Source organism: Halomonas maura (genome assembly GCF_030409305.1).
GTDB lineage: Bacteria > Pseudomonadota > Gammaproteobacteria > Pseudomonadales > Halomonadaceae > Halomonas > Halomonas maura.
On the sequence record NZ_JAUFPQ010000023.1, the window covers coordinates 109,721 to 135,420 of the forward strand.

The window sequence follows — 25,700 nt, forward strand, 5'->3', positions numbered from 1 at the left end:
ATGCTAGAATGGCGCTCCGCGCCCGCGGCGTAAAGGGAACACGGCCCGGCGCGACGCACGAGCCGGCACCGCGCCGGGAACCCCCGGTTCGCCGACCGCCCCCACGCCCGCCGCCCGAGACAGCCGACGAGAGACCCCATGTCCGACACCGACAAGCCCCAGCCCCTGCCCCTGCTCGATGACGAGGCCCTGGACCGGCTCGACGACTTCCTCGAGTCCGAGCGGGTCGATGCCGATGCCCTGGACCTGATCGGGGCCCACGGCTTCCTGGTCGCCCTGGCGGTGGCCCCGAGCGACGTGCCGGCCGCCACCTGGCTGGCCGAGCTGTTCCACGGCGAGCCGAGCTTCGCCGACGAGGCGGAGCGCGAGGCCACGCTCGGGCGGCTCGAGGCGCTACGCCACAACGCCATCGAGGTGCTCGAGGGCGGCGGCCTGCCCGAGCTGCCCTTCGACCTGGAGCTGGGCGGCCTGGCCCCGGAGGAGACGCCTATCGGCGACTGGTGTGCCGGCTTCATGGAGGGGGTGTTCCTCGACGAGACGGCCTGGTTCGCCGACGACGAGGAGGCCGCCGCCACCCTGCTGCTGCCCTTCATGCTGCTCTCGGGGCTGTTCGCCGAGGAGCCGGACATGGCCGAGCTGGCCAACGACGGCGAGCGGCTGGAGGCGCTGGTGGCCCAGCTGCCGGAGCTGGTGCTCGACCTCTACCTGCACTACCGGGTGCCCCCCGAGACGCCCAAGCCCAAGCCCCGCCGCAAGGCGCCGGCGGGACGCGGCAAGCGCAGGAAGTAAGAGGGAAGTCAGGGTTCGCCGGTTTCTTCTCTCTTCAGCGGCGTAGCCGCGTTCTCCCCTCATCTCAGCCGCGTCAGCAGGCCGTCGAGGGTACCGAACAGCCACTCCTTGAGGCGCTGCCAGCGGGGACGGCGCAGCCACAGCGCGTGGTGGATCTCGTGGCTGGCGGCGAAGTTGCGCCGGAACAGCGCCGCCACCTCCTCGGCGAAGCGGGCATCTGCCACCTCCTGGTTGGCCTCCAGGTTCCACTGCAGGCTCCAGTGATCGAAGTTGCAGGAACCCAGGCTGACCCAGTCGTCGGCGAGGGTGAACTTGGCGTGGATGAACGACGGCTGGAACTCGAAGATGCGCACCCCGGCCCGCAGCAGGCGCCCGTAGAAGCGCTGACCGGCATAGCGCACGCCCGGGTGGTCGTGGCTCTCGCCGGGCAGCAGCAGGCAGACCTCGACGCCGCGGCGGGCGGCCCGCGCCAGGCGCAGGCGCAGGCTCAGGGTCGGCACGAAGTAGGGCGTGCAGATCCAGATGCGCCGTCTCGCCCCGCTCACCTGGCGCTGCAGCGAATGGCGGATGGCCTGGTAGCGATAGCCCTGGCCCCAGACCACTCGCCCGCGCATGCCGCCGTAACCGTCGTCGGTGCCCGTCGCGACGCCCAGGCCGTGCACCAGCTCGGGGGCACCGGCGCCCCGGGTCATCGGCGAGTCCCAGAGCGCGCAGAACAGCCGCGCCCAGTCGGCCACCACCGGCCCCTCGATGCGCATCGCCACCTCGTACCAGGCATCGAGGAACTCGTCGACGACGCCGAAGCCGCCGGTGAAGGCCACCTCGCCGTCCACCACCACCAGCTTGCGATGGTCGCGGGTCAGGTTGCGTGCCAGGGAATGCAGGCCCAGGGGATTGAACCAGCGCAGCGCCACGCCGCCCGCCTCGAGCCGGCGGCGATCCGCCGCCTCGAGCCCCATGGCGCCATAGCCGTCGAGCAGCAGCAGCACGCTCACGCCCCGCTCCACGGCCCGCCGCAGGACCTCGATCAGCGCCGTGGCCAGCCGCCCGGACTCCATCAGGTAGAGTTCGATGAGGATCGAGTGACGGGCCCCATCCACCGCCTCGAACATGGCCGGCAGGAAGCGTGCCGCCTCCGGCAGCAGCTGGAAGTGATTGCCGTCTCGCCATATGCCGTGCATGGCCCGCCCCCTTCCCTGTCCGCCGTGACTGCCGGTATTGACGCACGTTTGCGGCGGCGCGAAAAGCCGGGACGCCTGACCCGCCCGAGCCGCCTCGCTATACTGGCCTCTCATTCCTCACAGGGGCATCCGGATGGCCTCCCCGCTCAGCGCACTGCACGCCCCGCTGCGGCGACTGCTCACGGCCTGGGTTCAGGTGCGCCGGATCGAGCCGGCCCCGGAGGCGCTGGGGCTCGACCCCATGCTGCCCACCGTCTATGTACTGCCCCGGCCGTCCCTCTCGGATGCCCTGCTGCTGGAGTCGCTGGCCCACCGCCATGGCCTGCCGCCGGCGGACACCCGGCGGCGTCTGGGCGAGCACGAGCTGCGGGCGCGGCTGGCTCTGCCGTCACTGCGCCGCCGCCTCTGGCCCCGCCCCCCCCATGGCGCGGCGCCCTTCGAGGCGCTGATCGCCGCCAGCCGCGCCCTGCCCCAGGATATCCAGCTGGTGCCGGTGAGCGTCTTCTGGGGGCGCGCCCCGGGCAAGCGCTTCGGCCTCTGGCACCTGCTGGCCGCCGACAGCTGGCGGCTCACCGGCCGGCTGCGCCGGCTGCTCTCGGTGGCGGTGAATGGCCGCGACGTGGAGGTACACTTCGGCGCCCCGCTGCGGCTCTCCGAGCTCGATGACGGCCGCGAGCCGGCGCTCACCAACCGCAAGGCCGCCCGCTTGCTGCGGGTCCACTTCCGCCGCATCCGCACCCAAGTGCTGGGTCCGGACCTCTCCCACCACCGCACCCTGGTCGAGGGGGTGGTGGGAAGCCCCGGGATCCGCCGGGTCATCGAGCAGCTCGCCGGCGAGGACCCGCGGGCCCGAGCCCGTCTGCGGCGACGCGCCCGTCGCTATGGCCGCGAGATCGCCTCGAACATGAGCTACCCGGTGATGCGCTTCCTGCACGGCGTGCTGCGCCGGCTGTGGCACCGTCTCTACGACGGCGTCGATGTCCAGGGGCTGGAAGCGATCAAGGCCCTGGCCGGCGACCACACCCTGGTCTATGTGCCCTGCCACCGCAGCCATATCGACTACCTGCTGCTGTCCTACGTGCTCCATGACCATGGCCTGATGCCGCCGCACATCGCCGCGGGCCGCAACCTGGACATGCCGCTGGTCGGCCCGTTGCTGCGACGCGGCGGGGCCTTCTTCATGCGCCGCAGCTTTCGCGGCCAACCGCTCTATGCCGCGGTGTTCAACGAATACCTGCATCGCCTGCTGGCCGCGGGCCATCCCCTGGAGTACTTCATCGAGGGGGGCCGCTCGCGCAGCGGTCGGATGCTGCCGGCGCGACCGGGCATGCTGGCCATGACCCTCGGCTCCTTCCTGCGCAGCCGCCGCCATGGCGCCCAGCCGCTGGCCTTCGTGCCGGTCTACATCGGCTACGAGCGGGTCCTGGAAGACGTCACCTACCAGCGTGAGCTCGCCGGCCGTCGCAAGCGCAAGGAGACCCCGCTGGGCCTGCTGCGGGTCCTGGGGCGGCTGCGCCAGCCCCATGGGCGCGTCGCCGTGAACATCGGCGAGCCGCTGGAGCTGGCGGCCTTCCTCGACCACCAGCGTCCGGGCTGGCGGGACGCCGCCGGCGAGGGGCGCCCGGCCTGGCTCGACGAGGTGGTCCCGCCACTCGGCGAGGCCCTGACCCGGCGCATCAACGCCGCGGCGGCGCTCAACCCGGTCAACCTGGTGGCGCTGGGCCTGCTGGCGACCCCCCACCATGCCATCGAGGCCGATCTCCTGGACCGCCAACTGGCGCTGCTCGTCGACCTGCGTCGCCCGCGGCCCGGCGGCCCCCAGCGGGGCCTGCCGGCGGGCAGCCCCCGGGACTGGCTCGACGAGGCCCGCGCGCTGGGGCTGATCGCCTATCGCCCCCACCCGCTGGGCGACATCGTCATCGCGGATGAGCGCCAGGCCAGCCTGCTCGGCTGGTACCGCAACAACGTGCTGCACCTCTTCGCCCTGCCCGGGATCACGGCCTTCGCCTTCCGCCACCATGCCTACCATGGCCCCGGTGACCTCGAGGCCCTGCTCGCGCCGATCTGGCCGGTGCTGGCCAGGGAGCTGTCCCTCGAGTCGCCGGCCTCGCTGCGCGCCGCCCTGGACGAGGTCCTGGCCCAGCTCGGCGCGGCGGGGCTGCTCGAACGTGACGGCGACGGCTGGCGCCGCCCGGCCTCGCTGACCGCCGACGAGCAGTTGAGGATGCTCGGCCGGCTGATGCAGCCCTCGCTGGAACGCGGCTACCTGCTGCTCTCGGCGCTGCTCGGCGGGCCCCCCGGCCACTTCACCGCCGGGACCCTCGGCGACCATGCCCGCCAGCTGGCCGAGCGCCTGGCCCAGCTCACCGGACGGGCGGCACCGGAGTTCTTCGATGCCCGGCTGTTCGCCGGGCTGGTGGCGAGTCTGGAGGCCGAGGGCTGGCTGTGGATCGACGCGGGACGGCTGCACTACACCCGGGCGCTGCGCGAGACCGCCAGCCGCAGCCGGGCGCTGTTCGCCCCGGCGCTGCGCCATCGCCTGCAGCGGGTCGCTCGCCAGCAAGAGGCCTGAGACGTACTCAGGGCGGGGTCAGGGCACGATGGACATAGAGGTCATAGCGGCTGGTCTTGCCCTCCAGCACATGCCGCGGGGCGGGGCCGGGGATGGGCGGGGCCTTGCGCGGTCGCTTGACCACCACCCGGTGGGTGGCCACGTCGAGTGCCGCCTCGAGCAGGCGGGGCGCATCGGCGTCGTCCCCGGCCAGCGCCCGGAACAGGCGCATCTCCTTCTTGACCAGCGCCGACTTCTCGCGATGGGGAAACATCGGGTCCAGGTGGATGACCTGGGGTGCGACGCCGCCACCCGCCACCAGGGAGGCGAGATCACGCCCGGCGTCGCCACGGGCCAGGTGCATGCGCGCGGCGATCTCCGCGGTATCCGCGTCCGCCCGGGCGCGAGCCAGGCCGTCCTCGAGCAGCGCCGCGATGGCCGCGACCCGCTCGATCATCAGCACCTCGGCGCCCAGCGCGGCCAGCACGAAGGCATCGCGGCCGAGCCCCGCCGTGGCATCCACCACCGAGGGCGTCACGCCCCTGGCCAGCCCGCAGGCCCGGGCGATGAGCTGGCCCCGACCGCCCCCGAAGCGACGACGATGGGCCGCGCGACCGGCGACGAAGTCGACCGCCAGGGGCTTGCCGTAGGCGCGGGGGTCGCCGGCCAGCACCAGCCGGCCGTTCTCGCGGCGCAGCACCAGCGCTGCCTCGGCCCCGTCCGGGCTCTCGCGGCCGGGCAGCCCCCAGCGATCGGCCAGGGCGGCGTCACCCTCGACCGCCACGCCGCTCATCGGCTCTTCTGCCAGGCGACCCGGTCGCGCAGATAGACCGGCTGCACCTCGTGGGCGGGTCGTCCCTCCCCGGCGGCGAAGGCCTCGGCGGCCAGCAGCACCATGTCCTCGGCGGCGGGGTCCATCTCGGGCAGGCACTGGCTCAGGCCGGCCTGGACCTGGGGCGGCATCTGCTCCCACAGGGCCCAGCCGGAGCCGACGCCCACCCAGTCATGGTCGGCATGGCCGGGGGGCAGGCATAGCCGCGAGGGCGGCAGCACCGCCTCCGCCGCCAGGGCCTCGACACGGCCTTCCTGGCAGCGCCAGGCCGCGGCGTAGACCTCGCCCATGCGGGCATCCAGGGCGGTGAACAGGTAGCGGTAATGGTGGCGACGATGAGCGCCCAGGGCCAGCGCCGCCAGGGTCGAGATCCCGAGCAGGGGGCGGTCCAGGCCGAATGCCAGGCCCTGGGCGGTCCCGGCGGCGATGCGCAGCCCGGTGAAGGAGCCCGGCCCCCGGCCATAGGCCACCGCATCCAGGTCGGCGGGCGCCACCCCGGCCTCGCCGAGGACCTCGTCGACCATCGGCAGCAGGCGGCGGGTATGCGCGCGGGGGGTGAGTTCGAAGCGGGAGATCAGCGTGTCCGCCTGGCCGTTGCGGCGGTGCAGCACGGCGGCGGAGCAGGCGCTCGAGGAGGCATCCAGGGCCAGCAGGATGGGCATGGGGAGTCACGCAGTGGCGAAAAATGTCGGGGCATTATACGACAACGGCCCGCGGATGCGGGCCGTCGTGAGGCGAGACGGGGCGGGATCAGCCCTCCAGGGCGTCGATCACCTGCCTGGTGATGTCATCCACGCTGCCGACGCCCTCGACCCGGTGATAGGCCGGCGCGGCGGCCGGGTCCTGCCGGGCCCACTGCTGATAGTACTCGACCAGCGGCGCGGTCTGGTCGTGGTAGACCGCCAGGCGGTTGCGCACGGTCGCCTCGCTGTCGTCGTCGCGCTGGATCAGCGCCTCGCCGGTGACGTCGTCCTTGCCCTCCTCCTTGGGCGGATTGTGGTCGACGTGATAGACCCGGCCCGAGGCCGGATGGACACGGCGACCCGCCAGGCGATTGACGATCTCCTCGTCGGGCACGGCGATCTCCAGGACGTGATCGATCTTCACGCCGGCGTCCTTCATGGCATCCGCCTGGGGGATGGTGCGCGGGAAGCCGTCGAACAGGAAGCCGTTGGCGCAGTCCGGCTGGGCGATGCGCTCCTTGACCAGGGAGATGATCAGGTCGTCGGAGACCAGGCCACCGGTGGTCATGATCTCCTTGACCTTGAGACCCAGCTCGCTGCCTTCCTTGACGGCCGCCCGCAGCATGTCGCCGGTGGAGATCTGCGGAATGCCGAAGCGCTCGCAGATGAACTGGGCCTGGGTGCCCTTGCCGGCACCCGGGGCGCCCAAGAGGATCAAACGCATCGAAATTGCTCCTTGAGGTGATGAGAAACGCACAGACGACAAATGGAATGAAGCGCACGATACCCGGGCCATCTTCGCCAGACAAGCGACGGACGGCCGCAGTGGCCGTCCGAAAGACAAAAAACCCCTTTAGCTCAAGGCATTAAGGGGCAACTAGCACTTTGGTCGGCTCGCCGTGCCGAGCCGGGCAGAAACGCCGACGGCGCCTGGTGGCGCCGTCGGTCGTGGTTCACCCGTTCCCGATCAGAGCAGCAGGCGACGGATGTCGGTCAGCACCTGGCCGAGGAAGGCGGTGAAGCGAGCCGCATCGGCGCCGTTGACCGCTCGGTGGTCGTAGGACAGCGACAGCGGCATGGTCAGTCGCGGCTGGAAGGCCGCGCCGTCCCACACCGGCTTCATGGAGGCCTTGGAAACGCCGAGGATGGCGACCTCCGGGGCGTTGACGATGGGCGTGAAGGCCGTGCCGCCGATCGAGCCCAGGCTGGAGATGGTGAAGCAGCCACCGGTCATCTCCTCGCGCTTGAGCTTCTTCGACTGGGCCTTGCCCGCCAGCGCCACGGACTCCTTGGCCAGCTCGATCAGCGACTTCTTGTCGGCGTCGCGAATCACCGGGACCATCAGGCCATCCGGGGTGTCCACGGCGATGCCGATATGCACGTACTTCTTGTGCACCACGGTCTCGCCATCGCTCTTCAGGCTGACATTGAACTGCGGGTACTTGCGCAACGCGAAGGCACAGGCCTTGATCAGGAAGGGCAGCGGCGTGAGCTTGGCCCCCTGGGCCTCGGCCTCGGCCTTCATCGACTTGCGGAAGGCCTCCAGTTCGGTGATGTCGGCCTCGTCGAACTGGGTCACGTGGGGCAGGTTGACCCAGCTGCGATGCAGGTTGGTGGCGCCCATCTTCATCAGGCGCCCCATGGTCTTCTCCTCGACCTCGCCGAACTGGCTGAAGTCCTGGTCGGGGATCGGCGGGATGCCGCCGCCACCCGCCGCGGCCGCGGGAGCGGCGGCCGGCGCCTGGGTCTGGGCGGCCATGACCTGCTTGACGTAGGCGTGCACGTCCTCCTTGAGCACCCGCTCCTTGGGACCACTGGGCTTGACCAGGCCGAGGTCGACGCCGAGTTCGCGGGCCAGCATGCGCACCGCCGGACCGGCATGCACCAGCTTGCTATCGCGGGGCTTGTGGGCCGCCATCTGGGCCTCGGGGCTGGGTCGTCCCACCGGGGCGGCCGCCTGCTTCTCGGCGACGGCCGTGGACGTCCCGGCCGTCGCCTCGGCCTTCGCCGCGCTCTTCTGCGCAGCGGCCTTGGGCGCGGGCTTGGCGCCGGCGGTCTCGATATAGCCGATCAGGTCACCCTCGGAGACGGTATCGCCCTCCTTGACGGTGAGCTCGACCAGCGTGCCCTTGAAGGGGCTCGGCACGTCCATGGAGGCCTTGTCGGATTCCAGGGTGATCAGCGGGTCTTCCTCGTCGACCGAGTCGCCGACGCTGGCGGCGATCTCGATCACCGGCACGTCGCTGGAGCCGGACAGGTCGGGTACGCGCACCTCGCGACGCTCGGGCGCGCCACTCGCCGCCGCCTCGGACGCCGGTTCCGCCTGGGGCTCGGGTGCCGGGGTCTCGGACGCGGCAGCCTTGGCGGGCGCCTCGGCCTCGTCGCCGGCGGCGCCGACCTGCATGGAGCCGATGACGTCGCCCTCGGAGACGGTATCGCCCTCCTTGACCGTCAGGCTGACGATCTTGCCGGCATGGGGACTCGGCACGTCCATGGAGGCCTTGTCGGACTCCAGGGTGATCAGGGTGTCTTCCTCGGCGACCTCGTCGCCTTCGGCCACCGCCACCTCGATGATCTCCACATCGGCGGAGCCACCCAGGTCGGGCACCGTGATGTCGACGGTGCGGCTGCCGCCGCCGGCACGCTTGGCCGCCGGCGCCTCGGGCTCGGACGCCGGCTCGGGCTCGGCGGCCGGGGCCTCGGCGGTCTCACCGGCCTCGCCATCGGCATCACCGCCGCCCTCGGCCTCGATCTCGACGATATCGTCCCCCTCGGAGACGGTGTCGCCCTCCTTGACCAGCACCTTCAGCACCTTGCCCCCCTTGGGGGCGGGCACGTCCATGGAGGCCTTGTCGGATTCCAGGGTGATCAGGGTGTCCTCGGGCTCGATGACGTCGCCTTCCGACACCGCGATCTCGATGATTTCCACATCGGTATCGCCACCGATGTCGGGCACTTTGATGATTTCGCTACTCAAGGTCGCGCTCCTTCAAACTCTTGACGGGGGCGGGCCCGACGGGCCCGCCATGCCACCGGTGGTCGACGCCTCACACCTCAAGCGGGTTGGGCTTGTTGGGGTCGATGCCATACTTCTCGATGGCCTCGCCGACGACCTTGCGATCGATCTCGCCGCGCCCGGCCAGCGCCTTGAGCGCGGCCACGGTGACGAAGTAGCGGTTGACCTCGAAGAAGTGACGCAGCTTCTCGCGGGTGTCGGAGCGGCCGTAGCCGTCGGTGCCGAGCACATGGTAGTCGGTCGGCACCCAGGCGCGGACCTGGTCGGCGTACAGCTTCATGTAGTCGGTGGAGGCGATCGCCGGGCCCTGGCGCCCCTCGAGGCACGCCGTGACGTGCGGCTTGCCGGGCTCGTCGGCCGGCTTGAGGAAGGCCTGGCGGTCGATCTCGAGGGCCTCGCGACGCAGCTCGTTGAAGCTGGTCACGCTCCAGATGTCGGCACCCACGCCCCAGTCCTCGGCGAGCAGTTCGGCGGCGGCCTCGACCTCGCGCAGGATGGTGCCCGAGCCCAGCAGCTGGACGCGTCCCTTGTCACCCTGGGTCTCGCGCAGCAGGTACATGCCCTTGATGATGTCCTCGGCGGGCACCTCCTCCAGGGCCGGCTGCTCGTAGTTCTCGTTCATCACCGTCAGGTAGTAGAAGCAGTTCTGCTTGTCGGAGAACATGCGCTTCAGGCCGTCCTGGACGATGACCGCGACCTCGTGGGCGTAGGTCGGGTCGTAGCTGCGGCAGTTGGGGATCATCGACGCCTGGAGCAGGCTGTGACCGTCCTGGTGCTGCAGTCCCTCGCCGTTCAAGGTGGTGCGACCGGCGGTACCGCCGACCAGGAAGCCGCGCGCCTGCATGTCGCCGGCGGCCCAGGCCAGGTCACCGATGCGCTGGAAGCCGAACATCGAGTAGTAGACGTAGAACGGCAGCAGGGTGGTGGCGTTGTTGGCGTAGGAGGTCGCCGCGGCGATCCAGGCCGACATGGCCCCGGCCTCGCTGATGCCCTCCTCGAGGATCTGGCCCTTCTGATCCTCGCGGTAGAACATGATCTGGCCCTTGTCGACCGGCTCGTACTTCTGGCCCTCGGAAGTGTAGATGCCGAGCTGGCGGAACATGCCCTCCATGCCGAAGGTGCGCGCCTCGTCGGGGATGATCGGCACCACGCGGTCGCCGATCTTCTTGTCCTTGACCAGGCCGTTGAGGATGCGCACGAAGGCCATGGTGGTGGAGATCTCGCGGCCCTTGGACCCGCCGGTCTGGGAAGCGAAGGTCTTGTCCTCCAGCGACGGGATCGGCAGCGACTCGAAGTCGCTGCGGCGGCTCGGCAGGTAGCCGCCCAGGCGTTCGCGCTGGAGATGCATGTACTTCATCTCCGGGGAATCATCCTCGGGCTTGTAGTACGGGACCTCCTTGAGCTGCTCGTCGGACAGCGGAATGCCGAAGCGGTCGCGGAACGTCCTGAGCGCCTCGTATTCCATGGTCTTGACCTGGTGGGCCTCCATGGCGGCTTCGCCCTCGCCGCCGCCCATGCCGTAGCCCTTGACGGTGTGCGCCAGGATCACGGTGGGCCGGCCGTTGGCGTTCTGGGTCGCCTCGTGGTAGGCCGCATAGACCTTGAACGGGTCGTGGCCGCCGCGGTTGAGCTTCCAGATGTCCTCGTCGGACAGGTCCTTGACCATCTCGGCGGTCTCCGGGTACTTGCCGAAGAAGTGCTCCCGGGTGTAGGCGCCGCCGAGGGCCTTGTAGTTCTGGTACTCGCCGTCGACCGCCTCGTCCATGCGCTTCTGCAGGACGCCCTTCTTGTCCTTCTCGAACAGCGGGTCCCACAGGCGGCCCCAGACGACCTTCTGGACGTTCCAGCCGGCGCCACGGAACACCCCCTCGAGCTCGTCCATGATCCGCGAGTTGCCGCGCACCGGGCCGTCGAGGCGCTGCAGGTTGCAGTTGATGACGAAGATCAGGTTGTCGAGCTTCTCGCGGCTCGCCAGGTGGATGGCACCCAGGGACTCCGGCTCGTCGCACTCGCCGTCGCCCATGAAGCACCAGATCTTGCGATCGTGCATGTCCTTGAGTTCACGCGAGTGCAGGTACTTCATCACGTGCGCCTGGTAGATCGCCTGGATCGGTCCCAGCCCCATGGACACGGTGGGGAACTGCCAGAAGTCCGGCATCAGCCAGGGGTGCGGGTAGGACGACAGGCCGTCGCCGTCCACCTCCTGGCGGTACTTGTCCATCTGCTCCTCGGTCAGGCGCCCTTCCAGGTAGGCACGGGCATAGATCCCCGGCGCCACGTGGCCCTGGATGTACACGAGGTCACCCTCGAAGTCGCCGTTGGGAGCCCGGAAGAAGTGGTTGAAGCCCACGTCGTAGAGGGTCGCCGCCGACATGAAGCTGGCGATGTGGCCGCCGAGGCCCGGGTTCGCGCGATTGTTGCGGATCACCTGGGCGATGGCGTTGTAGCGGATCAACGACCGGATGCGACGCTCCATGAAGAGATCGCCCGGCATCGGCGCCTCGCGGTGCACCGGGATGGTGTTGCGATGCGGCGTCGTCACCGAGAAAGGTACCTGCATGCCGTCGCGGCGCACGCGGTCGGCCAGGCGGGTCATCAGGTACCGGGCACGTTCCTCGCCCTCGCGATCCAGTACCGATTCCAGGGAATCCAGCCATTCCGTGGTTTCGACCGGATCGAGATCTTCTCGTGTCTCAAGACTCATAGACGTCTCTCCGAATGACGCTGCGGCTCTGCTCCCGCAGCTGGGGTGTGGCGTTTTAATGACGGTCAGGAGGGATCACCTCCACGCCGTTGTCCTAGGTTGTAGTCGTTTTACAAGTCAACGCGACCCATGTCGGTGGGTGCGCCGAAGATACCGCAAACGCTCGCGGCTGCCAATTAGAGCAAGATTGAAAAATATTTTCAAAAAAAGCAGAGGGCCGCCCAGTCACTGGTCAGCCGGGGCCTCACGTTGAACGCAGGCGCTCGAGAAAGGCCCCAGCCAGGCCGTACCACCCGTGGCAGCCGGCGAGGAGCGCACGATATTATGCATGTTTTATTACGCATAAATGTCGGCCGCCACCAGCTGCTGACGAAAGTAGGCCCAGTCGAAGGCCGGCCCGGGATCGCTCTTGCGTAACGGCGCGACATGGGCATGGCCGGTGATGCGCTCGGCCGTGAGCGCCGGATAGTGCGCCTGCAAGGCCCGGGTGGCCGTCGCCAGGGCCCGGTACTGGGCCTGAGTGTAGGGGGACACCTCGTCCCCTTCCAACTCGATGCCTACCGCGAAATCGTTCAGCGCCCGGCGCTCGACGCCGCCCTCCCGCCAACGCGAGCGACCGGCGTGCCAGGCGCGCGCCTGAAAGGGCACGAACTGCACGCACTCGCCGTCGCGGCGGATCAGCAGGTGCGCCGAGACCCTGAGGCCGGCGATCGCGGTGAAGAAGGGATGGCCGGCGGGATCGAGGCAGTTGGTGAACAGCCGCTCGATCGCATCGCCGCCGAACTGTCCCGGCGGCAGGCTGATGGAGTGCAGCACCAGCAGCGAGACCTCGCCGTCCGGGCGCCTGTCCTGATTGGGTGACGGCACCCGGCGGGCGCCCTCGAGCCAGCCCTGGTGAATCGGCATCTTTCCCCCTGACGTCGGTGCTTGGATTTCCCCTATAATGGACGTCCCCAGCTTCCCAGCACAGAGACAGGCCCACCATGCACTACCAGGATGCCCTTGCCGAAGAGATCCGTGACAGCGCCGCCCGACTGCTGGCCGAGGACGTCGGCCCCGGTGACATCACCGCCGAGCTGATTCCCGAGAGACAGTGGGCCCGGGCCCGGGTGATCACCCGGGAGGACACGGTGCTGTGCGGGGTGGCCTGGGTCGACGAGCTGTTCCGACGTCTCGACACCCGGGTCACGCTGCGCTGGCAGGCCGCCGACGGCGACCGGGTGGCCGCCGGCGACGCCTTCCTCGAGCTCGAGGGACCGGCCCGCGCCCTGCTGACCGGTGAGCGGGCGGCCCTCAACCTGCTGCAGACCCTCTCGGCCACCGCCACCCGCACCCGCCATTACGTGGACCTGCTCGCGGGCACCGGGGTGCGCGTGCTGGACACCCGCAAGACGCTGCCCGGCATGCGCCTGGCCCAGAAGTATGCGGTGACCTGCGGCGGCGGGCACAACCATCGTATCGGGCTCTTCGATGCCTTCCTGATCAAGGAGAATCACATCGCCGCCTGCGGCGGGATCGCCGCCGCCGTGGACGAGGCCCGCCGCATCGCCCGGGACCTGCCGGTGGAGGTGGAAGTGGAGACCTTCGCGGAACTGGACCAGGCGCTGGCCGCCGGTGCCGACGTGATCATGCTCGACAACTTCTCGCTGGAGGACATGCGCGAGGCGGTCCAGCGCAGCGGCGGCCGCGCCACCCTGGAGGCCTCGGGCAATGTCGACGAGACCTCCCTCAGGGCCATCGCCGAGACCGGGGTGGACTGCCTCTCCAGCGGCGCCCTGACCAAGGACGTCAAGGCCATCGACCTGTCGATGCGCATCATCGAGCAGGACGGCTGAGCGCTCAGCCACCCGACGCTTCCAGCGACTTCACCAGATGCCGGCGGCACAGCCGCTGGCCGCCCCGCTCGACCCACTCCTCGCGCACCCGCCGCCAGCCACGGCGCTCCAGCGCGTCGGCCATCACCAGGCTGGCGTCGATACCCAGGCGCGTCACCCCCTGCTCCCGCAACAGCCGCTCGGCGTGCGCCAGCAGGGTCGAGCCGATGCCGCGGCGGGCCAGGGAGGGCCAGACATAGAGGGACTCGACGTGGTGACGCCGCGAGTCGATCTCGATGAAGCCCACGCAGCGTCCGTCACGGGTCGCCACCAGGGTGGTATAGAGGGCCTGGCGCGCCACCCAGGCACAGCCCTCGCGGGGCAGCACCGCGGCCCATGCCTCCCGCGCCGCCAGTGTGTAGTGCGCCATGGCCCCCTGCATGACCGCGTGGCGAAAGACCTCGGCCTGGTCGGTGCCGTCCTGGACCCGCGCGCGGCGATAGAGAATACGCGGCGGCCGGGTGGCGACCGGAGCGTCCAGGGGCGCCGGGGAAACGGGGTCGGCATGACGCATAAGGGGCTTCCTGCGAGAATGGTGACGCCCCGAGATTACCGAAGCCGAACGCCCGGGCCAATGCCCGACGGCGACCGCCACCAGGACCCGCCATGCCCGCCCCTTCTGCCGCCGCCCTGCCGATGACGCCCATCGGGCATATCGCCAGCGACTTTCCCGACAAGTTCGGCATCCCGCGCCAGCCCGGGCTGGCCGAGGCCGCCCGCGCCCGCCTGGTCCTGGCGCCGCCCTTCGACGACCCGCTGGCGGTGCGCGGCCTGGAGGCCTTCAGCCACCTCTGGCTGACCTTCGTCTTCCACCTGAGCCCCGAGCGCTGGACGCCCCTGGTGCGGCCGCCGCGCCTGGGGGGCAATGCCCGGGTGGGGGTCTTCGCCAGCCGCAGCACCCACCGCCCCAATCGCCTGGGCCTGTCGCTGGTGGAACTCGTCGCCATCGACACGCGCGCCGGGGTGAGCCTGACGCTGCGCGGGGCCGACCTGGTGGACGGCACCCCGGTACTCGACATCAAGCCCTACCTGCCCTGGGCCGAGGCCCGCCCCGAGGCCCGGGCCGGCTTCGCCCCGGCGGCCCCGCCCGCACTGCCGGTCACCTTCACGGCCGAGGCCGAAGCCGCCCTCGCCGCCCGGACCGACGGCGACACCCTGCGCGCGCTGATCGCCCAGGTGCTGGCCCAGGATCCCCGCCCGGCCTACCGCAAGGGGACTGAGGACCGGATCTACGGGCTCCGCCTGCGCGACGTGGACGTGCGTTTCCGCGCCGTGGCCGGAGAAAATGGCATCGTGCAGTTGCGAGTGCTCATGGTGGTCCCTTGGGCATAGGCCCTCAGAGCGTCGTCATTGCCTGCCTCTCTCGGACGCCTCATGATGCACGGGCAGAATAGTCATCGATCACCTTCTGGTACTGGCTGGGCGAGGCCCCGATATGGCGTCGGAAGAAGCGAGTGAAGTGGCCCTGTTCAGAGAACCCCAAGGATTCCGACAAGTTGCCCAGGGTGCCGGGGCGATTGTTGGAAAGGCAGTGGAACGCCATCTGCATCTTGCCGATATTGGCAAACATCTGCGGTGTCATGCCGGTGTTCTTCTTGAAGAGGGTAAAGAAATGCGCCCGGGAAAGGCCGCACTGGCGGGCGATGCCTTCCATGTCCAGTTCCCCCTGGGGATGGTCGAGAATGAACTGGCTCGCCTGGCGAATGCGGGCATCGTAGAAGTCGCTGGCAACACCCACTCGCAGCCTGGCCAGGTGGCGCCAGTCAGAATGTTTCTCGGTGATCCCGATAAGCAAATCAAAAAGCAGCTCTTCCAGCCTGTCCTGAGGCACCAGCCCGAAAGAGAACATGGCATCGATCAGCAGGTCCGCATGATCCCGCATGCGGGGCGTGAGTTCGATGCAGGGGCTGGAGAAGAAGTCGGGTCGGCCACTCAGTGCCAGTCCACGCTGCAAGGCCGCCAGCCAGCTCGGCTCGATGTAGAGGGCCAGGATCAGGGTGTCGGCGGCACCGCTCTGGTGATCGTAGAAGTGCGGCTCCCAGGCGTTGATGAGCACCGCCGTCCTGTCGGTCAGCGGCAGCCGGCGATCGCGCACCGAGAAGTAGGTATCCTCCCCGGAGACCTTGAGCAGTACATGGCATTCGGAATGGGCGTGGGGCACCAGCGACTCGTCCATGTCCAGCAGGGCAACGCGACCAAACTCGCCATGCAAGATGCGGTGGGCACTCGACATGACGTCCTCGTTAGTGGAAGTGTAAGGGCATGCTGGTACAAGCCAGCGTACCATCTCTTACCCGTGCACCGGCCACAGCCAGACCAAAGTCGATGGCGAGTCACTCAGCGGCCACTACGCCTTGCCCAGGCAAGATCCACTGGCCTGTCCACATCCTCCATGACGCCCGGGTCCTGAACCTTGATCTCGATACAGGCATCCCGATGCCGCCGCACCACGCTGCGGGCTCCCTCGTCGTCGGTCAGTTGCTCGAGCGAGCCCCAGAAACACCGGCCGAACAGCACCGGGTGCCCACCCTGCCCCCGATAGAAGGGCCGCACGATCGCCCGATCACTAGCCCTTGAGCACAATAGAGCAAAGGTGTCCTCGCTCAACCAAGGCATATCGCCCAGCATCACCGCCACCGCAAGGGCTTGGCTCTCGGTACTCAGTGCGCGGATGCCGGCGGCGAGGCTGGCCCCCATGCCCTGTTCTGCCGTATCGGCAACAATAATGCCGATATCCTTGGCAATGCCCAGATGGACGGGATCGTCCTCGATGCCCAGCACCACCCGGATCTCGCCGAAATGTGGCCGGAGAGTCGCCAGCGTGGCGGCCAGCAGCGGGCCACGCTGTGGCAGGTGCGCCAGGCGCTTGTCGCTGCCGTAGCGGCGCGCCCGACCGGCCGCCAATACCAGGGCAACGACGGCGTCAGAGGGCATCGCGCGCTTTTCCGTGGTAGACCCGTACGATATCCGCTACCACGGCCAGGGCGATCTCGGCCGGGGTCTTGCTGCCGATGGCGAGGCCGATAGGCATATGGATCCGCTCGATCTCTGCCTGGGACAGCCCTCCCGAGCGCATCAGCCGTGTGGCACGGGCATCCGAGGTCCGCTGTGAACCCATCACGCCGATGTAGAAGGCCTCGGTACGCACCGCCTCGATCATGGCCAGATCATCGATGCGCGGATCGTGGGTCAGGGCCACCACCGCGGTTGCCGCATGGCAGCCCCCGGCGGCGATGAAGGCCGACGGCAACTGCGGCACCACCGTCACCCCGTCGACACTGAACCCTTCGCGCATTTCCGGGCGGGGGTCGCAGACGATGACCTCATGACCCAACATCTTGGCGAAGCCGGCACAGGCCTCGGCCACCGGCGAGATGCCGGCCAGCAGCAGGCGCAACACGGGCCCGATACGGATATCGACCGCCCCGGGGTGCCGTACCACGCTCGGCCCTCCAGGCTCCTCATCATTATCGGCTCGCACGGTGCCGGACTCGAGATCGACCCGACGCTTCAGCCGGCGCTGTCCCTGCAGGGCCAGTTGCAGCGCCTCGAGATGCGCCAGCCAGGCATCGTCGGCAGCGCGGTGCTCGATCAGCACCTCCAGTACCCCACCACAGGGCAGGGCGAGGCGTCGGCTCTCCTCGCGACTTTCGCCGTAGCGACGCAGGGTCACCGGCCGCTTGAAGTCGCCGGCGACGACTTCCTCGAGGAAGGCCTCCTCGACACAGCCACCGGATAGCGAGCCAACACACTGACCGTCGCGACGCGCCACTAGCATGGAGCCCGGCCCACGGGGCGCCGAGCCATAGGTCGAGAGCACGGTGCATAGCCAGATGGGGTGGCCATCGCGGACCCAGGCCAGCGCCTGGGTGATCACCTGGGTATCGAGGTCGTGCATCACTCCCCCCTCCTGCTCCGCCGCGTTCAGTCTGCGACCTGGGTCTTCTCTGCCTCGGGATCGAGCGTCTTCTCGCCCAGCAGCAGGGAGACCGCGATACCGCAGACCAGTGCCCAGAAAGGGGCGCTGATTCCCAGCAGGGTGATGTTACTCATCGCCACCACCAGCGCCACGAAGGCACCGATCTGATGGCCGCGATGCCGGGAGAAGGCATGCTGAAAGGCCGCCAACAGCACGCCGATCATCGCCAGGCCGGCCACGCTGCCGATCAGGGCGCTGGGCAACGCCAGGATGACGGGCACCGCCGCACCGGCAAACAGGCCGAAGGCACAGAACAGCACGCCGTTCACCAGGGTGGCACCATAGCGGGTGCTCTTGTCGTCGCCGGCCTGCTCGGAGGAGCAGATGGCGGTCATCGGCCCGGCGATGTTGGCGTTGTGGCCGCCGAGGAGGCCGGCGAGCATGCCACCGATACCGCTGATGATGGTCATGGCATTGACCGGGGGACGGTACTCCTCGGCCAGCAGCACCCCCATGGCCTGGGCATTCTCGGCCCCGATCACCAGTGCCGCCAGCGGCACGGAGATGGCCAGGAAGGCACCCAGGGTGAAGCTCGGTGCGGTGAACTGCGGCGCGACGAAGGCGATATCCACGTCGGCGGGTTGCACGGCACCCATCGCCAGAGCGACGCCGAGGCCGACCACCGCCGCCACCAGCACGGGTGGCACCGCCTTGATGAAGCGCGAGCTGAGGAAGAAGGCCACCACCGCCGTACCGGCGATCCAGGGTGCGGCCCCCACCGAGTTCACCGCGCCGATGCCGAAGCGGATCAAGGCGCCGGCGATCATCGCCATGACGATCGGCATCGGCAGCCAGCGCATGATGCGCCCGACTACCCCGCTGACCCCCAGCGCCAACACGATCGCCCCACTCATGATGAAGGCGCCGATCGCCTCGGTGAAGGGAATCGTCGCCAGGGCGGTGATCATGATCGCCGCCCCGGGAATCGAGTAGGCGCCGGTGATCGGCTGACGATAGCGCAAGGCCATGATCAGGCTGATCAGGCCACCCAGGAAGTAGATGGCGAACAGCCAGGCCACGGTCTGGCCATTGCTCAGGTTGCCGGCCTCGGCGGCACTGATCACGATCAGCGCCGGCCCCGAGCAACCGAAAAGCGCCGCGACGATGCCGGCACTGATCGACTTGGCTGTGAAGGCCCGGGTCAGGTCCTTGAGCAGCGGACGCTTGGCGCCCACGTCTGCGCTCGGCGTGGGGCTGGCCCCGTTGTTGTCGTGTGCTCGCATGGGATTCTCCTGGCGTTGTTGTTATGTCATGGGATACCGATCATTCACCGGTGAAGACGGCCCGGCGCTTGCCGTGGAAGGCCTCGACACCCTCGCGGAAGTCACTGGAGGTGCGCAGTCGGCTGTAGCAGTGGCCTTCCATCTCGATGGCCACCGACAGCGGGGCATCCTCGTTGTCGTTGATCAGGCGCTTGGCGGTGCGCTGGGCGAGCGGCGAGAAGCCGCGCAACTCATCCACCAGCGCCTGGGTAGCGTTCTCCAATTGGTCATCGGGCACGCACTCGGTGGCGATCCCCCACGCCAGCGCCTGGGCACCGCCGATGCGCTTGGCGCGCATCACCATGTGCTTGGTTCGGGCGATGCCGATGATCTTCTGCAGGCGGGCCGAGCCTCCGGAACCCGGAATCTGCCCCAGTTTCTGCTCCGGCAGGGCATAGAGGGTCGTCTCGGAGGCGATGCGGAAATCGCAGGCCAACGACAACTCGAAGCCGACGCCGAAGGTGTAGCCACGATTGGCGGCAATCACCGGCTTCGAGCAGCGCGCCGGAGCGGCCACGTTGTCGGCCAGTTTCGAGACATGTTCGGGCGAGGCCTCGAGGAACCCCTTGATGTCGCCACCACTGGAGAAGTGTTCGCCCTCGGCGCGCAGCACGATGACGCGCACGCCATCATGGGCATCCAGCGCCTCGAACACGCGGCGCAACTCGTCGCGCTGGGGCATCGAGATCACGTTGAGCGGTGGACGGCCGAGGATGATGTCGGCGCGCTCGGCCTCGGCGTCGACCTGGACCCTGAAGCCGTCGAAGTCGCTGGCCAGGATGGTGTTCACGTCGGTGGTAGTCATGTCTTGGTTCCTTGTCGGTTTGCTGATCAGTGGGGTTGTACGCTGGCGGAATCCTGTTTGCGCAGCACGCGGCGCAGGATCTTGCCCACGGGGGACTTGGGAATCTCGTCGACGAAGATGTAGCGCCGCGGGCGCTTGAAGCGGGCCAGGCCGGAATCGACGCAGTGCCGGTCGAGTTCGCCCTCGTCGATGGTCTGTCGGGCCTTGACGAAGGCGGTGACCACCTCTCCCCACTGCTCGTCGGCCAGCCCCACCACCACGACCTCTTCCACCTGGGGGTGCACCGAGAGCACATTCTCGATCTCCACCGGGCTGACGTTCTCGCCGCCGGTGATGATCAGGTCATCGACCCGGCCGGTGACGAACAGGTCGCCGTCGGCGTCGAAGTAGCCGGTGTCGCTGGTGAAGTACCAGCCCTCCTTGAGCGCCTTGCGGTCGGCATCGGGGCGGTGCCAGTAGCCCTGAAAGGCCTCGTCGCCGGCCATGTCGGCGATGATCTCGCCCTCTTCCCCCACGCCCAGGATCTCGTCCGGCGACTCGGCACCCACTTTGACCACCCGGATGCGCTGGTTGAGCGACGGCCGACCCGATGAGCCCGGCTTGTCACTGGCCCGTTGGTCGATGGTGAAGGTATAGATCTCGGAGCTGCCGTAGTGGTTGACGAACAGGCTGGGCTGGAAGGCTTCCTGAACCCGTGCCATCAGCCCCGCACTCATCGGCGCGCCGGCGAAGCCCAGCTTGTCGACGCTGACCACCCGTGACGGTGAGAACTCGGGATGCTCGATGAGCATGTGGTAGAGGGTCGGCACCAGATAGAGGTTGGTGACGCCCTCACGCTCGATGGAGTCCAGCGTCGCCGCGGGATCGAACTTCGGCACGCAGACGAAGTGGCCGTCGATCAGTGCCATCGACAGCAGCGAGCGCACGCCCATGGTGTGATAGAGCGGCATCACGCCGAGGGTGCACTCGTCGTGGCGATAGAGGTTCTGGGCCACATGGGCCAGCGCTGCGGCTCGCTCGGCGCGATGCAGGCGTGGCACGCCCTTGGGCTTGCCGCTGGTACCCGAGGTGTAGAGCATCAGCGAGACATCCTCGGCATCGGCACGCAATACCAGCTCACCGTCCACACCGAGCAGGGCATCGAAGTCATGGGCACCGATGTCCTCGCCCCCTCCGGCAGTGATGCGCGGCAGCCGCTGTGCCTCGGGACAGCCGTTCACCGCTTCGGCCACCGAAGCGTCATAGGCGAGAGCCTTGACCTCGGCATCCTCGATGCAGTAACTCAGATCCCGGGCCGTGGATCGCCAGTTGAGGGGAGTGACCACGATCCCGGCGAATTGGCAGGCCCAGTGCAGGGTCGCCATCTGCCAGCGATTCTGCATCACCACCAGCAGGCGATCCCCCTTGGCCAGGCCCATCGCCTCGAGGCTCCTGGCGACACTCTGGATATCGGCGAACCACTCGGCATAAGTCTTGCGAAAATCGCCATCGGAAATGGCGATCGCCCGAGGGCGACGCTCCACCGAGGCAAGAAAACTGCGACCAAGATCAAACATCGTTGTTCTCCAGTTGACTGTCGGGCACGGCCGCCTCGCGGCGCGTCCGAGCCACTTCGAGTACCGCCTGGACCATGCCGGTATAGCCGGTGCAACGGCACAGATGACCCGACAGCATGTCGCGCACCTGGGCCTCGCTGGGGTCGGCCACACGGTCCAGGAACTCCTCGCAGGACATCAGAATGCCTGCGGTGCAGAAGCCGCACTGCAGGGCGTGATGACGCCGGAACGCCTGTTGCAGATCGGAAAGGCCCTCCTCTCCTGCCAGCGACTCGACGGTATCGAGCCGCCGACCCTCGGCCTGTACCGCAAGCATCAGGCAGCTGCGGCTGGCGCGACCATCGACGCGCACCGTGCAGGCCCCACACACGCCGTGCTCGCACCCCACGTGGGTGCCGGTGGCTCCCAGTTCGTGGCGCAGGAAGTCGCACAGCTGGGTACGGGGCTCGGCGTAGCCGCTGCGCTCGCGGCCATTGAGGGTCAGGGTCACGCGTATGCGCTGGTCAGCCCTGGCGTGCATGGGCGATCTCCTCGTCACTTGGCCCACCGGCGATCAACTGCCGGCCGAGCTCACGGATCAACTGGCGGCGATAGGCCGCCGTGGCATGGGCGTCGTCCTCGGCACCCAAGGACCAGGCGAGGGTGTTGAGGACCTCGCTCGGGTCATCCTGGCGGGCGAATTCGCGGCTCACTGGGCGGTCGGCGACGCCGCCCACGCCGAGAGTGACTCGGTCGTTGTCGATCACTGCCGCCAGCGCGACGATGGCGAAGTCGCCATGGCGCATGGCCACTTCCTGGAAGCGGTACTCCGCGCCCGGCCTCGCCAGGGGGAAACGCACCTCGGTGATCAGCTCGTCGGGGTGGCGGTCGGTGGTCAGTACGCCCTGGAAGAAGTCTCGCGCCAGGACTCGGCGCGACTTGCCGCGGCGGTTCTCGAGCACCACCTGCCCTCCCAGGGTGACCAGGCTCAACGGCAACTCGGCGCTGGGATCGGCATGGGCGATCGAGCCGCATACCGTGCCGCGGTTACGGGTCTGCCAATGGCCGATCCAGGGCATCGCCTGCGCCAGCAACGGGACCGCTTCGGCGAGGCCGGGGTACTCGAGTAGTTCGGCCTGAGTCACCCCGGCGCCCACCGCTAGATGATCGTCACGACGCTCGATGTAGTGCAGGTCCTCGATACCCGCGATATCGATCAGCCGCTTGGGCTGGGCCAGGCGCATGTTGAGCACCGCCATCAGCGACTGCCCCCCGGCGATCAGCCGAGCATCGTCCCCAGCCTCATGCAGCAGCTCACAGGCCTCGCGACGGCTCGACGGGCGCAGATAATCGAAAGCAGCAGGTTTCATGAGCGACCTCCCCGGCCGGTGAGCAGGACCTTGAGGCGCTGCCACAGCGACAGCCGTGGTACGGCGCCGCCCATGCGCTGGGCCAGGCGCGTGAAGATCTGGCCGATGATCATCCGCGAGGCGCTTTGCAGCATGCGCCCGCCCACCGAGGCGACCTTGCCGCCCACGGCGGCGTCGTAGTCGTAGTCGAGTCGCGTCTGGCCGCCCTCGATCTCGGTCAGCCGAATCCGCGCACTGCCCTCCGCCGAGCCCATGGCGCTGGTGCCGGCCCCGGAGAGCCGCAGACCGTGCGGAGGGTCGAGGTCGGAGAGCGCCACCCGCGCATCGAAGCGCGCTCGGATCATCCCCACGCCGACGGTGACATCGGCGCGGTAGGCGTTCTCGCCGGTGAGTTCCAGTGCATGGCAGCCAGGGATGATCGTCTGCAGGGTCTCGGGATCGAGCAGGGTGTCGAAGACCGCCTGAGGGCTGCCCGGCAGCGTCACCGAGTCGCTGGCGGTGAGCCGCGAGCCGCCACCGGCTGCGGGAGCCGTCTGATCCTCGCCCACTCCTTGGGGCCGCGGAGGCTCCTCGATGCCGATCAGAGTGCGCACCTTGGACGGCGTCAGCGGCAGCTCGATGTCCGCGATGCCCAGCGCGTCGGCCACGGCATTGGCGATGCACACCGGGGTGCTCATGTTGTTGCCCTCACCGACCCCCTTGGCACCCAGCGGGGTGAACGGCGACGGCGTCTCTCTGTGCAGGATCAGTGGTTCAGGCACCTCGACGCTGGTCGGCACCAGGTAGTCGGCGAAGGTGCCGGACTGGAAGCTGCCATCGTCGCCGTAGGCAAACTCCTCCATCAGCGCCGCCCCAAGCCCCTGGGCGAATGCCCCGCGCACCTGGCCATCGACCAGGTCCGGATTGAGCAGGCGGCCGGCGTCATGGAGGGTGACATAGCGGTCGAGTCTCACCTTGCCGGTGATGCGGTCGACCTCCACGCCGCAGTAGTCGAAGATGAAGCCGTAGCAGAGCGAGCTGTTGATACGATCGTCATCGTCCGGCGCCTCGAGCTGGGGCGGCGACCAGAAGGCCGTCTCGCGTAGCCCGCCCGGCTCCCCGTCGGGCAGGGTGCCCGGCGCCCAGTGCGTGGCGCCGGCCAGGCGGCCAAAGGGCATCGTCAACTCGCTATCGACCACCCTCAACTGCCCTTCGGCGAAATGGATGCGTGCTGGGTCTACTTGCCACTGGGCGGCGGCGATGCCGGCCAGGCGCTCGCGCACCTTCAACGCCGCCTGGTAGACGGCCCCGGCCACGGCGCCGGAGAACCGGCTGGAGTAGTTGCCCGAGGCGATCGACCAGGCGTCCTTGCCGGTATCGAGCTCGACATTGACACGGATCGACTCCAGCGACACCCCGAGCACCTCGGCGATCACCTGAGCCACCACGGTGCGATGCCCCTGCCCCTGGGGTGTCGAGGAGACATGAGCACTGATGTCACCCAGCGGCCCCACACTGATCGTCGCGGTGCTCACTGCGCCGTTCTTGGGGCCGGCCCTGCGCCGTTCCTCGGGCGTCATGGCGGTGGTGATGTAGCCCATGTTGGAGATCGATGGCTCCACTGCCACGGTGTAGCCGATGCCATACAGCCGCCCCTCGCGGCGTGCCGCCGCGCGGCGCGCCAGCAGCTCGTCCAGTCCGCCGTCACGAACCCCTTGCTCTACCGAGGCGGGATAGTCGCCTGAGTCGAGCAACGCCCCGGCCGCGGCACGGTAGGGGAAGCTCCCGGACGGCACCAGGTTGCGGCGGATCACCTCGAGAGGGTCCAGCTCGAGCTCCACGGCGATGCGCTGCATCAGCCGTTCGAGGGCGAAATACACCTGGGGGCCGCCGAAGCCACGGTTGAGCCCCGTGGGCGTCTTGTTGGTCAGCGCGACACGGTTGCGCACGGCGAGATGCTCGATGGCGTAGGCGCCGGTGAGGTTGCCGTGCATGCGATAGAAGGTGGCCGGTTCGGGGGCACGCAGGTAGGCCCCGCAATCGTCGACCTGGTCCCAGTGCAGCGCAGTGACACGGCCGTCATGGGTCACCGCAGCCTCGATTTCCGTCACCCGATTGGTGGCCGAGGAGGACCCCTGCAGGTGCTCGAGGCGATCCTCCACCCACTTGACCGGGGCGCCGGCCTTGCGGGCGGCCAGGCCCATCATCACCACATAGGGAAACACCCCCTGCTTGATGCCGAAGCTGCCACCGGATTCCGGTGGGGTACGCAGGCGCAGGCGGTTGCCGGGGACCTTCAGGGCGCGAGTCATTACCGAGTGCAGCGCATAAGGCCCCTGGAAGTTGGAGAGCACGTCGTAGCTGTCGCTGGAGGCGTCATAGTCGGCGATGACCACGTAGCACTCCATCGGCGTACAGGAGCTGCGTGGCATGCGCACCTTGAGTGCGACGCGGCGCTCGGCCTCGGCGAAGGCCTGTTCGGGGTCGCCATAGCGAAAGTGGCGTTCGCTGACCACGTTGCTGCCGACTCCCTCATGGAGCAATGGGGCGCCTGCTGCGATGGCCGCCTCGGTATCCACCGCGACGGGCAGCGTCTCGTAGTCGACACGGATGGCGTCGAGGGCATCCTCGGCGAGATAGCGACTCTCGGCGATCACCACGGCAACCGGCTCGCCGACATAGCGCACCTTGTCGACCGCCAGGCACCAGTGCTCCATGGGCTGGCGCACGCCGACGGGAAAGGGGGCCGCCCAGCGCCTTAGGTCTGCGCCGGTCAGGACGGCATGCACGCCGGGCATGGCCAGCGCCGGCGAAGCATTCAGGTCGACCAGCCGGGCATGGGCATGGGGGGAACGCAGTACGGCGGCATGCAGGGTCCCCGGCGCCACCGCCAGGTCGTCGGCATAGCCTCCCCGGCCTCGCAGCAAGGCATCGTCTTCGACGCGCGGCTGTCGACGGCCGATCTGCTCCCCCTGCCCTGTCTGCCGAACTGGCTCGAACGTGTTCATTCACTCCTCCGCGGTGGCCATGGGAAATGGCGTGCCACCTGGGGAGGAGTCTAAGGAGCGAAGGGAGGGCCGGCCTTGCCTCTCGGACCGGAGTTTGGCCCCAGCATCGGATGACTTGCCCGAGGGTCTGAT

Annotated in this window: 21 protein-coding genes; 4 read left to right on the top strand and 17 right to left on the bottom strand. The window is 68.8% G+C overall.

Going from position 1 to position 25,700, the window contains the following annotated elements; translation table 11 throughout:
• Nucleotides 1-138: 138 nt before the first annotated feature.
• Nucleotides 139-789 carry a YecA/YgfB family protein gene (locus QWY76_RS15315; RefSeq protein WP_290312161.1) on the top strand — a complete coding sequence of 217 codons (651 nt, stop codon included), beginning with the start codon at nt 139-141 and terminating at the stop codon, nt 787-789.
• Between the two features lie 59 nt (nt 790-848).
• Here QWY76_RS15315 and QWY76_RS15320 read toward each other — a convergent pair whose 3' ends face one another.
• A complete protein-coding gene (locus QWY76_RS15320; protein WP_290312162.1) occupies nt 849-1,970 on the bottom strand; it encodes a phospholipase D-like domain-containing protein in 1,122 nt (373 codons plus the stop codon).
• Between the two features lie 133 nt (nt 1,971-2,103).
• Between QWY76_RS15320 and plsB the strand changes: the two genes are divergently transcribed.
• Nucleotides 2,104-4,542 (top strand): glycerol-3-phosphate 1-O-acyltransferase PlsB, encoded by a 2,439-nt coding sequence (gene plsB / locus QWY76_RS15325; RefSeq protein WP_290312163.1) that lies wholly within the window; start codon nt 2,104-2,106, stop codon nt 4,540-4,542.
• 7 nt (nt 4,543-4,549) lie between these two features.
• On the opposite strand, the gene QWY76_RS15330 is transcribed toward plsB, so the two are convergent.
• The 6 genes from QWY76_RS15330 to ampD all read right to left on the bottom strand — a co-directional run bounded on the left by QWY76_RS15330 (nt 4,550) and on the right by ampD (nt 12,662).
• Nucleotides 4,550-5,314, bottom strand: a complete 765-nt coding sequence (locus QWY76_RS15330) for a class I SAM-dependent methyltransferase (protein ID WP_290312164.1) — start codon at nt 5,312-5,314, stop codon at nt 4,550-4,552.
• Nucleotides 5,311-6,015 carry a tRNA (adenosine(37)-N6)-threonylcarbamoyltransferase complex dimerization subunit type 1 TsaB gene (gene tsaB, locus QWY76_RS15335; RefSeq protein ID WP_290312165.1) on the bottom strand — a complete coding sequence of 235 codons (705 nt, stop codon included), beginning with the start codon at nt 6,013-6,015 and terminating at the stop codon, nt 5,311-5,313. The genes QWY76_RS15330 and tsaB overlap by 4 nt, the downstream gene beginning before the upstream one ends.
• Nucleotides 6,016-6,103: 88 nt before the next feature.
• Nucleotides 6,104-6,760, bottom strand: a complete 657-nt coding sequence (gene adk, locus QWY76_RS15340; RefSeq protein ID WP_290312166.1) for an adenylate kinase — start codon at nt 6,758-6,760, stop codon at nt 6,104-6,106.
• Nucleotides 6,761-7,003: 243 nt separating this feature from the next.
• Nucleotides 7,004-9,013, bottom strand: coding sequence for a pyruvate dehydrogenase complex dihydrolipoyllysine-residue acetyltransferase (gene aceF, locus QWY76_RS15345; RefSeq protein WP_290312167.1), 2,010 nt, complete (start codon nt 9,011-9,013; stop codon nt 7,004-7,006).
• A 70-nt stretch (nt 9,014-9,083) separates the two neighbouring features.
• The gene (gene aceE, locus QWY76_RS15350; protein WP_290312168.1) at nt 9,084-11,756 is read right to left on the bottom strand and encodes a pyruvate dehydrogenase (acetyl-transferring), homodimeric type; all 2,673 of its coding nucleotides are present in this window, start codon (nt 11,754-11,756) and stop codon (nt 9,084-9,086) included.
• A 336-nt stretch (nt 11,757-12,092) separates the two neighbouring features.
• On the bottom strand, nt 12,093-12,662 hold the full coding sequence (gene ampD, locus QWY76_RS15355; RefSeq protein WP_290312169.1) for a 1,6-anhydro-N-acetylmuramyl-L-alanine amidase AmpD: 570 nt from the start codon (nt 12,660-12,662) through the stop codon (nt 12,093-12,095).
• Nucleotides 12,663-12,739: 77 nt separating this feature from the next.
• On the opposite strand from ampD, the gene nadC reads away from it, so the two are divergent.
• On the top strand, nt 12,740-13,591 hold the full coding sequence (gene nadC / locus QWY76_RS15360) for a carboxylating nicotinate-nucleotide diphosphorylase (protein WP_290312170.1): 852 nt from the start codon (nt 12,740-12,742) through the stop codon (nt 13,589-13,591).
• A 4-nt stretch (nt 13,592-13,595) separates the two neighbouring features.
• Here nadC and QWY76_RS15365 read toward each other — a convergent pair whose 3' ends face one another.
• The gene (locus QWY76_RS15365; RefSeq protein WP_290312171.1) at nt 13,596-14,144 is read right to left on the bottom strand and encodes a GNAT family N-acetyltransferase; all 549 of its coding nucleotides are present in this window, start codon (nt 14,142-14,144) and stop codon (nt 13,596-13,598) included.
• Between the two features lie 92 nt (nt 14,145-14,236).
• On the opposite strand from QWY76_RS15365, the gene tsaA reads away from it, so the two are divergent.
• A complete protein-coding gene (tsaA, locus tag QWY76_RS15370; protein ID WP_290312172.1) occupies nt 14,237-14,962 on the top strand; it encodes a tRNA (N6-threonylcarbamoyladenosine(37)-N6)-methyltransferase TrmO in 726 nt (241 codons plus the stop codon).
• Between the two features lie 40 nt (nt 14,963-15,002).
• Here the strand turns inward: tsaA and QWY76_RS15375 are convergent, their stop codons facing one another.
• The 9 genes from QWY76_RS15375 to QWY76_RS15415 all read right to left on the bottom strand — a co-directional run bounded on the left by QWY76_RS15375 (nt 15,003) and on the right by QWY76_RS15415 (nt 25,568).
• A complete protein-coding gene (locus QWY76_RS15375) occupies nt 15,003-15,863 on the bottom strand; it encodes a helix-turn-helix transcriptional regulator (protein ID WP_290312174.1) in 861 nt (286 codons plus the stop codon).
• A 104-nt stretch (nt 15,864-15,967) separates the two neighbouring features.
• Complete coding sequence (locus tag QWY76_RS15380; protein ID WP_290312176.1) at nt 15,968-16,564, bottom strand: nucleotidyltransferase family protein; 597 nt, start codon at nt 16,562-16,564, stop codon at nt 15,968-15,970.
• On the bottom strand, nt 16,554-17,528 hold the full coding sequence (locus QWY76_RS15385) for an XdhC family protein (RefSeq protein ID WP_290312177.1): 975 nt from the start codon (nt 17,526-17,528) through the stop codon (nt 16,554-16,556). Before QWY76_RS15385 ends, QWY76_RS15380 begins: the two co-directional genes overlap by 11 nt.
• 26 nt (nt 17,529-17,554) lie before the next feature.
• Entirely contained in the window at nt 17,555-18,832 is a 1,278-nt protein-coding gene (locus QWY76_RS15390; protein WP_290312178.1) for a benzoate/H(+) symporter BenE family transporter, read from the bottom strand.
• 40 nt (nt 18,833-18,872) lie between these two features.
• On the bottom strand, nt 18,873-19,676 hold the full coding sequence (locus QWY76_RS15395) for an enoyl-CoA hydratase/isomerase family protein (RefSeq protein ID WP_290312179.1): 804 nt from the start codon (nt 19,674-19,676) through the stop codon (nt 18,873-18,875).
• A 26-nt stretch (nt 19,677-19,702) separates the two neighbouring features.
• On the bottom strand, nt 19,703-21,232 hold the full coding sequence (locus QWY76_RS15400; RefSeq protein ID WP_290312180.1) for an AMP-binding protein: 1,530 nt from the start codon (nt 21,230-21,232) through the stop codon (nt 19,703-19,705).
• Complete coding sequence (locus QWY76_RS15405) at nt 21,225-21,752, bottom strand: (2Fe-2S)-binding protein (protein ID WP_290312181.1); 528 nt, start codon at nt 21,750-21,752, stop codon at nt 21,225-21,227. The genes QWY76_RS15400 and QWY76_RS15405 overlap by 8 nt, the downstream gene beginning before the upstream one ends.
• Entirely contained in the window at nt 21,736-22,581 is an 846-nt protein-coding gene (locus QWY76_RS15410; protein ID WP_290312182.1) for an FAD binding domain-containing protein, read from the bottom strand. Before QWY76_RS15410 ends, QWY76_RS15405 begins: the two co-directional genes overlap by 17 nt.
• On the bottom strand, nt 22,578-25,568 hold the full coding sequence (locus QWY76_RS15415) for a xanthine dehydrogenase family protein molybdopterin-binding subunit (RefSeq protein WP_290312183.1): 2,991 nt from the start codon (nt 25,566-25,568) through the stop codon (nt 22,578-22,580). Before QWY76_RS15415 ends, QWY76_RS15410 begins: the two co-directional genes overlap by 4 nt.
• Nucleotides 25,569-25,700 lie beyond the last annotated feature (132 nt).